Raw genomic sequence first — 8,654 nt, 5'->3', positions numbered from 1 at the left:
GAACTTCCCTCAGAACCGATCTTGCCATGAAAAGGGCAGACCGCCGAGGGTTTATGTGATCATCCGGGATGGAACAGTTATCAACGGGGGAATGACGGCAGAGACCGGTCGTTCGCTGCGTTTCGTGCGAATGTCAGTTTCTGGCCCGTTGCGTCCTTGCGCCCAGCGTATTCGCCTGGGACGGTCACGGTAACGCTCAGCTGTCGCTGTTGCGCCAGAACCCATCGTGCACGTCGTCCAACTCGGCGACGATCTCACCCTCGAAGCGGAGGGGGCCGCGGTCCTTCTCGCCGTTAGCCCCTTTTTCGGCCCCCGTTGCTATGCAAGTCGAAATTGACCCGACCCGAGGTTTGCGGGTGCCCATGAAATCGTTCGATTGGTCGCAGGTGACAATTGAGCAGACGCCGATTTCAGGCAACTATCGGTGATCAGGATCTTTCGAGACAAGTTCGATGGTGTTGCCATCGGGATCGAGCGTGAAAATCCCCCTCCAACCGACCCAGTCGAAATACTTGACATCGTAGGCGCACCCAAGGTGCTCATACCAGGCCATTACCGCATCCTGCTCGTCCCAAGGGAGGCTAAGGGCGAGGTGATGCAGCGAGGATGCGGGTCCCGTTCCAGGCGGCTTCGGACTGCCGTGGGCTCTGCCGGCGCCCTCCACGTCATGCCGGAACAATGCCAGGACCGCCGTATGCCCCCCGAAGCCGTCAGCGATCCTGAAGAACGCGATGGGGGTGTTGTCCGGGTCGTTCATGAGACTTAGCCCGATCACATCCCGGTAGAAGGCCACCATGGCCCCATAGTCGACGCACCTGATGGCAATCTCTCCGATGGCGCGAACTTGGAAGTTTCGATTGTCCATGGCTCTTTCCTTTCCATCCTGAACCGGTCCGGTTCGCCCTTCTGAGGCTTCCGGAAATTTCTGCGCCGTCCTCGGCTCTGGGTCAGCCTTGCGCAGCATGCGGCGTGGAAGGGCGTGGCCCCCGCAGAATGAGCATCAGGGCGAAGCTCAGCTCCGCGGCCGTGACGACCATCAGCAATGCCACTTTCAAGGCTTCGAGGGTTGCCGCTTCGGGCAGAGCAAACACCTGCACGCTATCGACAAGATAGCCTGTGCCCCCCACCATGAGGCCCACGCCGATCAACCGCGGATATAGGCCAGAGCGCACGACCAGCCTCCCCAGGAGGATGAGGTGCAGGCAGAAGAACACCTGCCAGATCCAGACGCCGGCGTCGTGGACATGGCGCATGAGGCCGGCCAGCTGGAGCCTCTGCGCCTCAGAGAAACTGCCCAGCGGAACACTCCCATCTGCCAGAGCCAGGGACCCAGCGTGGAAGAACAGCATGGAACTCATCACCGCGACCATCATCAGCCGCGCGAAACAGGCGGCCAGGGCCAGTGTCGGGTTTACGGAGCGGAACATGAAATAGAGCATGGCGGAGACGAAGATCTCGGCCGTCATCATCACGAGATCACCGATCAGGCCGGCATGAAACAGCCCGCGGTGGCGCGCGATGTTGTCGAAGGTCGCTGCGGGATCGCCGGGCACATTCAGCATCACGGGCACGTAGAGGATCGAGAACCCGCCAGCCAGCGCGATAGCCAGGTAAAGTGCCCCGGTCAGGCGGGCATAGGACAGGGATGAAGGGTCTTCGAAGGCTCGCATGGCAGACTTCCTTTCTGGTGTAGGGCGGCCCAGCTTCAGGCTGTGACTTTGTTGCGCGGAATAGGAGCCGGGGAAGTCAGCCCCGAGCCGGTTGGCTGGTTGGCGCGCTGGCCGGCCCAGACCGATCCAAGGACGATCATCGCCCCGACAGCCTGCAAGAGCGACAGTGACTGCCCGAGCCAGACCCAGCCAAGCGCCACCGCAGTAATCGGGCTCATCATGCCGAGCATGGAGACGGCACCAGGCTCGAGCCGCGCCACGCCCCGGAACCAGATCGCATAAGTGGCGGCTGCGCCGACGAGACCGAGCCAGGCGAGACCAGCGAGGTTCGCACCGGTAAGCGCGGGCAGCGGCGGCTCCACAAGCAGGGCGACCGGCAACAGGATGAGGCCGCCTGCGGTCAGTTGCCAAGCGGTGAAGGTGAGTGCGGACACCGGCGGCTGCCATTTCCGGCTGAGGACCGTGCCTGCTGCCATGGACGCGGCTCCGCCAAGCCCGGCGAAAATCCCGATCGGGTCGAGGCGCGCTTCCGGGCTGATCAGCAGGAGGGCGACGCCAATGGCCCCGGCCGCCGCGGCAGCAACGGCACCCGCCCGGATCGGTGTGCCGAGCCAGCCGCGCGCCATGCCGATGACCATCATCGCCTGAAGGGAGCCGAGCGTGGCCGCGACCCCTCCCGGCAACCGGTAGGCTGCGATGAAAAGGAGGACCCAAAACAGCGCAAAGTTGAAGCTGCCCAGCAGAAAGATGCGTCCAATCCAAACGCGGCCCGGCAGGCGGTGCGTTACGGCCAGCAGCAGAAGTCCAGCAGGCAGGGCGCGAAGCACCGCCAAAGTAACCGGGTAGCCGTCTGGCAGCGCCTCGGTCGTCACGAGATAGGTGCTGCCCCAGATCGCCGGAGCCAGCGCTGTCAGGAATATGTCGGTTGTGCGGGACATGGGTCCACCCTCCTTGAAAGGCTCACCAGAGACGATTGAGGGGGATGCGCGGGCGGTCAGCCTTGGGCGGCAGGCCGATGTCGCGCATCATGTGGGGCGGGAGATCGGGCGGAAGGCGGCGAAAAATCCGGCCGGGATGGGACCTCCACCTGCGGAAGAACGAGATGATCATGGCTGTTCTCCTTCACGCGGCCAGCCGGAGGGCCGCTCGCAGTTGCGCTGCGAGATCTTCGCGCGGCCCATTGACAAGCCGGGTGCCGGTCTCGCGGATGATCAGGGCGGGTATCGAATGCACTTGCAAGCTGAGGGCATGCTGCCGGTCATTCTCGACAGCGCGTGCAGTTGCCGCATTGTTGAAGGCCTCGGCGAAGGTCGCGCCCCCGAAGCCCAGGTCGCGGGCGACATCCAGGACGGTGTCCGGGTCGGCAATGTCCTGGGCTCCGCTGAGATGGGCCAGCTGAAGCCTGTCGAACATGTCCCAGTGGGCCGGTTGGCCCCCGATCTGCTCGGCCGCCTTGCAGGCGCGCGCGGCGGTCATCCCGTGCGGATAGTCGAACGGAGCCGCGCGCATCCCTTCAACATTGATGAGGTCGGGCCAGTCGCTGACCTGGCGGCAAACCTTCCAATGTTCGAGGATAGTCGCGCGGGCTTGGGCGGGGCTGCCCCAGCGCTCCGCCATCTCTGTCGGGCTGTCTTGAAGTACGAAGGTTCTGTGCCGGATGTCGAGGTCGAATTCCTCGGCAAGGCTGCGCATCCGCGACGAGATGTTGAAGCACCAGCAGCAGACGACGTCGTGAAAGAAATCAACTGTCAAGGCAGGCATCACGCGGCCTCCCCGTCGAGAACAGCCCCGCTCAGGTCGGCATCGGCAAGGTGCGCTGCGATCCGCGCCACATGCGCGCCCTGAAAGCGCGCACCGGCCAGGTCGGTTGCCGTGGGCGCGCGCGAGCCATCCGCCCCCGCGATCGTGCCTGCGCCATAGGGCGCGCCGCCGACGATTGCCTCGCCCGTCTTCTGGCCGGCGAAGGTGTAAGGCATCCCGGCGATGAGCATCCCGAAATGCTGGAGCGGGATCTGGGACGAAAGCAGCGTGGCCTCATGCCCGCCGTGCTGCGAGCCGGTGGAGGCGAAGACCGCTGCGACCTTTCCGACCAGGGCGTTTCGTGCCCAGAGGCCCCCGGCCTGGTCGAGGAACGACTTCATCTGCCCCGCCATCATGCCGAACAGCGTCGGCGTTCCGAAAATGATGGCGTCGTAGGATTCAAGATCTGCGGGTGAGGCGACCGGCGTATCGTCGGAAGCGAACCCTGCTGTCTTGCGAACATCTTCGGGCACTGTTTCGGGGACGCGCCGGACGTCGACATGGGTGCCGGGAACCGACCGGGCACCTTCGGCCTCCGCTTCTGCGAGAGTGCGGACATGGCCGTAGCTGGAATAGTATATAACGAGAACGCGTGTCATGTGATCCTCTCTGGCAGTGGTTTTCGATGCCTTGGAAGATCAGCGAAACGGCGCGCGGGAATAACCGGCGCGCTGTCACTTCATTCTTTACGTGGGTTGAATAATCTCAGCGATTGAGCGCCGCGCGCAGGTGTTCAAGGAAGGCTGTCACTTTGGCATCCATGCCGAGCCGGGATGCGGTTACTGCGAAGATCTCTGGTGACGGCAACTCCCACTCCGGGAGGACACGCACCAAGTCACCCCGCGCTTCCGCCTCGGCCGAGACGAAGTCCGGCAAGGTGCCGATGCCATGTCCGGCAACCAGCAAGTCACGCAGGACAAGACTGTTTCCGACCCGGACGGGTGGATCGAGTTCGATGGTCCGCATTCCCTCCGGACCGTGAAGCTCCCACGTGGTCAAATGGTCAGCCAGGAGGAAGCCGACAACCCGATGATCAGGGATCTCCTCCGGCGCCTCGGGACCGCCGACGTCTTCCAGATAAGCCGGAGATGCAAAGATGCGTTGCCGCATGGTGCCGACCTTGCGCGCGACGAGGGCGGAATCCGGCATCACGGCGCGGATGCGGATCGAAAGGTCGAAACCGCCTTCGACCATGTCGACGACCCGGTCGTCGAGCGAGAGGGTCAGCTTCAGGTCCGGATATTCCTCAAGGAACCTTGGCAGGATCGGGGCGATGACGGTCTGTCCGAAGGAACTGGAGGCGTTCACCTTCAGGTGGCCCCGCACTGCGCCTGCTCCCTCCCGTATGCGGGTCTCGACGTTTCTTACTGCGTCCAGGATGTTGATGGCTTCGTCGTAGTAGACACGCCCGGCATCAGTGAGCGACATCGACCGCGTGGTCCGCGTCAGAAGCGAACTGCCAAGGCTTTCTTCCAGCAGCTTGATCTCCCTGCTGAGGAGAGCCGGGGAAACACCCAGATCCTCAGCCGCACGCGCAAAGCTCCCGCGTTCGACAATGCGACGAAAGGCATGCATGACTGAGAGCTTGTCCACAGGTCATTCTCCATGGTTGAGGCGTGCAGCGAGGAATATTCCTGCCTCGCTAATACCATCAAGTCGTCATTGCAGAACTGGAAAGGTTGAATGGAGCCGGGGGAGGTTGTTCGCCGCGTCCTGCGCCAAAGCCTGAAGGGCGGAAACCGGACTTTCGCTGCATCTGCGAGCCAAGAACGCGCCATCGGTCGAAGCGAACATTCCGACGGGCACGGTTTTTGAGTTTATCGCTTCAGTGCGGAAGGCCGCTCCGACTCCGTTCTACCAGTTTCTTTGTCATGATGCCGGAATGCAGTTCTAAAGGGTAAGGCATGTAATATGCCACACCCTTCAGATGTTGTTTTACCTATTCGCTGATCGTCAAACGGCATAGCAAGGTGTTGTCCTGCTTCAGGCTTTCGCCCCAAACCAGCTCTGCGCTGTCGTCCCATGTGACTTCATCATAGCCGTCCTTCGGGCCGACGTCAGCTGCGGAATGGACGATTGCGGCGGGCCAGTCGCTGTCATCAAAATCGGGTGCGGTCCAGTCCGCCGGAATGTCAGTGGCAACAAATCCGCAGGCCCCTTCCCCGGCAACAGGGTTCGCTTCATCAGCGCAAGACGGCTCTACCGGCGCAAACTGCACGACAAGGCATTTCATATCCGCGTCAGTCACGGCAAGCGTTTTGCCAGACACCGCGTCCTTGAACTGGGCAATCATGCCGCCGTCGCCCATTTGTTGCCGATCTGTGCCGATATATTCCAAGCCGCTCTCGTTTTCCTTGAAATCCTTCGCCTCAATCGCGATCACCGCTGGCAGATCGACCGAAAAGGTCGCGGTTTCTTTGTTGAAAGACCGCTCTGTCGTGATCGGCACGGAGTCCTCAAGGACCACCTCGCCATTGGCGGACATGGTGAACCAGTTATCAACCCAAACGTCGGCGGTGATATCGCGGGTTTCGGCCTGAGCGGCGCAGGCTGTCAGGGCTGCTACTGTCGCAAAGATAAAACGCATATCGTGTCCAATCGTGTCAAAGCTGTCGTGATTTAGTTCAGGAAAGTGATGGAGTCGCCGGCAAGGACATGACCCTTCAGCGCGGCCATAACGTCGGTCCAACCAATGCCGATGTCATCTTGTTCCGGCAGATCAGCCAGCGGCGCATCAAGAGCATAGACCCAGAGCGTGTATTCATGGGTGCCCGCACCGGCTGGCGAACAAGGCGGCGTATAGCCCGTCGCGCGCAGGTCTTTATCGCTGCCCTCTACCCCCAAGGACTCCGGATTGCCCCGCGCCACGCCGTCCGCATCGGCGGGTATATTCCAGACCAGCCAATAATGGCTCGGCTCGTTTACGCCCGGATAGGTGCCACGGGGATAATGCTGCATGACGATGGCGTAGGCCTGCGTATCAGCAGGCGCATTTTCCCATGACAGCGGCGGCGAAACGCCGTCCCCGCCGCTGCGGGTGCAGCGCAGATCGTCGGGCAAGGAAGCGGCGTCCTCCAGTGCTGAACTTGTCACGGTGAACTTCGGCCCCGCTGCATGAACGGCGGGTGCGTCACCCAGCTTTGGCGGCGGCATTTGCTGCGCGACGCCGGGCGATGCGGTCGTGTAGCACAGCATGGCGATGGCTAAAGCGGAAAAACGGGTCATTCGCGGCACAACTCCTTCTCGAACAATTCCCCGCCGTTGGTCACGGTGCGGGTCTCGAAGTTGTAGCAATTCTCGGTCTCGGACGGGGCGTATTTGATGTAGTAATCGCCGCCCTGATAACTGTAGGTCATGGTCCGGGTGCCGTCCTCGTCCTGCACGAACACCAAATCATCAACCCCGCCGCGCGGTGGCTGGCCAGCTTCTGGCCCGCGACCACCGTCTGCTGCACCTAAGGGCCGCACACGCGGCAGGGCATCGATGTCGGGCACTTCCCCCATCAGGCATTGGATGATGTAGGGAGCGCCTTCGGACGTGTGGTAGCGATATCCAAAGACATCGTCGGCCTGCCCGTTGCACACATCCAGAACGCCTGCGGCGATGGCGGTGCCGTCAGGATTAGTATCTGCGTAGATCGGAAAGCCGTCGAACGCCCAGCCGATGATCGCATCGGGGCCCTTGTTCGCCATCTGATCAATCATGCAGGTCGGTGCTGCATGATAATGGTAGTCGTCGCCGCGCCCCGCATGGCCGCCACAGGCATCAAGCTGACCCGTCGCGACAGTGTCCAAGTTGGCCTGATAGGTCGCCAGATCCTCTTGCGACATCTCGCCGCCAGCGGTGTAGTCATAAATCGGCACCCCGTTCACTGCCACGCCAAGCGCCGCATCGCGGGTATGAGGCGCAGTTCCTTTGACAGGGGCCAATATAATAGGAGAGGCGTAGTCAACCGCAGGCACGGGCACTTGCTCGTTCGTGCCAATGATCCCCGTCATCATCTCGTGGTCGGGATAGGTGTCGCCCGAGATCAGGGCCTGATTGTCGGTGCAGGTCACCGTGACCACATCGTCAAAACCCGCCTCCGCAACGGATTCCATGACCGCTTCGCAGTGAAAGGAGTCTTCATGGGCTTGCCCTGTTGTGGCGTAAAGACAGGCGAGCACGGCCAGGCCAGGCGGAAGAAGCAAATGACGCATGTGGATGCCTTCGGTAAGGATTGGGAATGGTTTTAAAAATTATACGCTGCATTCTGGGTTTTCCGTCGTTTCTTTCTTTTGAAATTTGACGAGGACAGATGCGGCCGACAGTTTTTGGCCTGTTACTGCCTCAAAATTTTATGTTGGCCTGGCATTGCAATACAAACGCAGAGGAGTGGTTGCTTTGCAAAATCAGCTATCATCAAATGCTAAAGTCACTCTTTGACATCAGCCATTGGCGCGGCAATCATATAGTGCCTTGTCAGCACACCGTCATTTGGTCTGCCAAAATGCTGCGCGGCGCACGCATGGCGGGTTTGGTGAAGCTGCACCGCAGCGCTGACCGATGGAGCGAGCGGCGGCTTAGGGCCGTTAGCGGTTGTCGTGCGTTGTTCGGGCTGGACGACGAGTATCTGCAATCTGCGCATCGCTAACGTGCATCCACCACGCGGCGAACGCATATCTGAGCCGGATCTGCACGATCAAGCCGGTTACAATGTGTGAACTTTGCCAGGCGGTTTGTCATGCGGTCTGCCCTCCGTGGCGCGCGCGACATCGGTTTTTGCCCGCGTAGATAGATCTCGATGATACGAACGGGGCCGCCCCAGCTGGGGCATGGTTCGCGCAGAGTGAGTGTTATGATCTCGCCTTGACCTGTTGAGAGCGTTGGAGGCCCTGCACGACGAGGATCTTTGTGATGCTGTGAACTTGGCGCGAAACCGTGCCACGGCACGGACAGGTCGCTGCGGCTTTGGCGGAATGGGAATGGATCCGAAGAGTATTCCAAACAGGTTCGACCTGATCGCCCATGAGGGGAGTTCCATGACGTCCGTGTATCTGGCCCGCCCCATGCGGGTTTCAGATATGGTCACGCATTGAATCGCTCATCAACCTTGATTGCATCGGAGTGGCTCTGTTGCACAAAGCCTGTGAGGGATTCACCTTGCGAATCCAGTGCGATAACTGGAGGGGATGAGCAGACCGA

At 61.2% G+C, this 8,654-nt stretch carries 10 protein-coding genes; all 10 read right to left on the bottom strand.

Annotation, left to right across the window (positions count from 1 at the left end; translation table 11 throughout):
• Positions 1-418 precede the first annotated feature (418 nt).
• Entirely contained in the window at positions 419-865 is a 447-nt protein-coding gene (locus Q4543_RS23230; RefSeq protein WP_303442300.1) for a VOC family protein, read from the bottom strand.
• 82 nt (positions 866-947) lie between these two features.
• Positions 948-1,670, bottom strand: a complete 723-nt coding sequence (locus Q4543_RS23225) for a DUF4386 domain-containing protein (protein WP_303442298.1) — start codon at positions 1,668-1,670, stop codon at positions 948-950.
• A 35-nt stretch (positions 1,671-1,705) separates the two neighbouring features.
• A complete protein-coding gene (locus tag Q4543_RS23220; RefSeq protein WP_303442295.1) occupies positions 1,706-2,608 on the bottom strand; it encodes an EamA family transporter in 903 nt (300 codons plus the stop codon).
• 22 nt (positions 2,609-2,630) lie between these two features.
• Positions 2,631-2,780: a hypothetical protein gene (locus Q4543_RS23215; protein ID WP_303442292.1), complete on the bottom strand. Its 150-nt coding sequence runs from the start codon at positions 2,778-2,780 to the stop codon at positions 2,631-2,633.
• Positions 2,781-2,792: 12 nt separating this feature from the next.
• Entirely contained in the window at positions 2,793-3,431 is a 639-nt protein-coding gene (locus tag Q4543_RS23210; RefSeq protein ID WP_303442289.1) for a DsbA family protein, read from the bottom strand.
• Complete coding sequence (gene wrbA, locus Q4543_RS23205) at positions 3,431-4,069, bottom strand: NAD(P)H:quinone oxidoreductase (protein WP_303442287.1); 639 nt, start codon at positions 4,067-4,069, stop codon at positions 3,431-3,433. The genes Q4543_RS23210 and wrbA overlap by 1 nt, the downstream gene beginning before the upstream one ends.
• Positions 4,070-4,175: 106 nt before the next feature.
• Positions 4,176-5,063, bottom strand: coding sequence for a LysR family transcriptional regulator (locus Q4543_RS23200; protein WP_303442284.1), 888 nt, complete (start codon positions 5,061-5,063; stop codon positions 4,176-4,178).
• Positions 5,064-5,409: 346 nt separating this feature from the next.
• Positions 5,410-6,057: a PEBP family protein gene (locus tag Q4543_RS23195; protein WP_303442281.1), complete on the bottom strand. Its 648-nt coding sequence runs from the start codon at positions 6,055-6,057 to the stop codon at positions 5,410-5,412.
• Between the two features lie 32 nt (positions 6,058-6,089).
• Positions 6,090-6,695 (bottom strand): YbhB/YbcL family Raf kinase inhibitor-like protein, encoded by a 606-nt coding sequence (locus Q4543_RS23190; protein WP_303442277.1) that lies wholly within the window; start codon positions 6,693-6,695, stop codon positions 6,090-6,092.
• On the bottom strand, positions 6,692-7,669 hold the full coding sequence (locus tag Q4543_RS23185) for a YHYH protein (RefSeq protein WP_303442274.1): 978 nt from the start codon (positions 7,667-7,669) through the stop codon (positions 6,692-6,694). The genes Q4543_RS23190 and Q4543_RS23185 overlap by 4 nt, the downstream gene beginning before the upstream one ends.
• Positions 7,670-8,654 lie beyond the last annotated feature (985 nt).

Origin of the sequence: Salipiger sp. 1_MG-2023, assembly GCF_030547555.1 — a bacterium.
In the GTDB taxonomy this organism is placed as follows: domain Bacteria; phylum Pseudomonadota; class Alphaproteobacteria; order Rhodobacterales; family Rhodobacteraceae; genus Salipiger.
Note: the sequence above shows the minus strand (reverse complement) of the source record. Positions and strands in the feature narration are given on the sequence as shown.

What these genes read in the sequence shown, in the direction of transcription:
- Q4543_RS23195 (WP_303442281.1), bottom strand. Translation starts at nt 6,057, where the DNA reads ATGCGTTTTATCTTTGCGACAGTAGCAGCCCTGACAGCCTGCGCCGCT.
- Q4543_RS23225 (WP_303442298.1), bottom strand. Translation starts at nt 1,670, where the DNA reads ATGCGAGCCTTCGAAGACCCTTCATCCCTGTCCTATGCCCGCCTGACC.
- Q4543_RS23210 (WP_303442289.1), bottom strand. Translation starts at nt 3,431, where the DNA reads ATGCCTGCCTTGACAGTTGATTTCTTTCACGACGTCGTCTGCTGCTGG.
- wrbA (WP_303442287.1), bottom strand. Translation starts at nt 4,069, where the DNA reads ATGACACGCGTTCTCGTTATATACTATTCCAGCTACGGCCATGTCCGC.
- Q4543_RS23230 (WP_303442300.1), bottom strand. Translation starts at nt 865, where the DNA reads ATGGACAATCGAAACTTCCAAGTTCGCGCCATCGGAGAGATTGCCATC.
- Q4543_RS23215 (WP_303442292.1), bottom strand. Translation starts at nt 2,780, where the DNA reads ATGATCATCTCGTTCTTCCGCAGGTGGAGGTCCCATCCCGGCCGGATT.
- Q4543_RS23185 (WP_303442274.1), bottom strand. Translation starts at nt 7,669, where the DNA reads ATGCGTCATTTGCTTCTTCCGCCTGGCCTGGCCGTGCTCGCCTGTCTT.
- Q4543_RS23190 (WP_303442277.1), bottom strand. Translation starts at nt 6,695, where the DNA reads ATGACCCGTTTTTCCGCTTTAGCCATCGCCATGCTGTGCTACACGACC.
- Q4543_RS23220 (WP_303442295.1), bottom strand. Translation starts at nt 2,608, where the DNA reads ATGTCCCGCACAACCGACATATTCCTGACAGCGCTGGCTCCGGCGATC.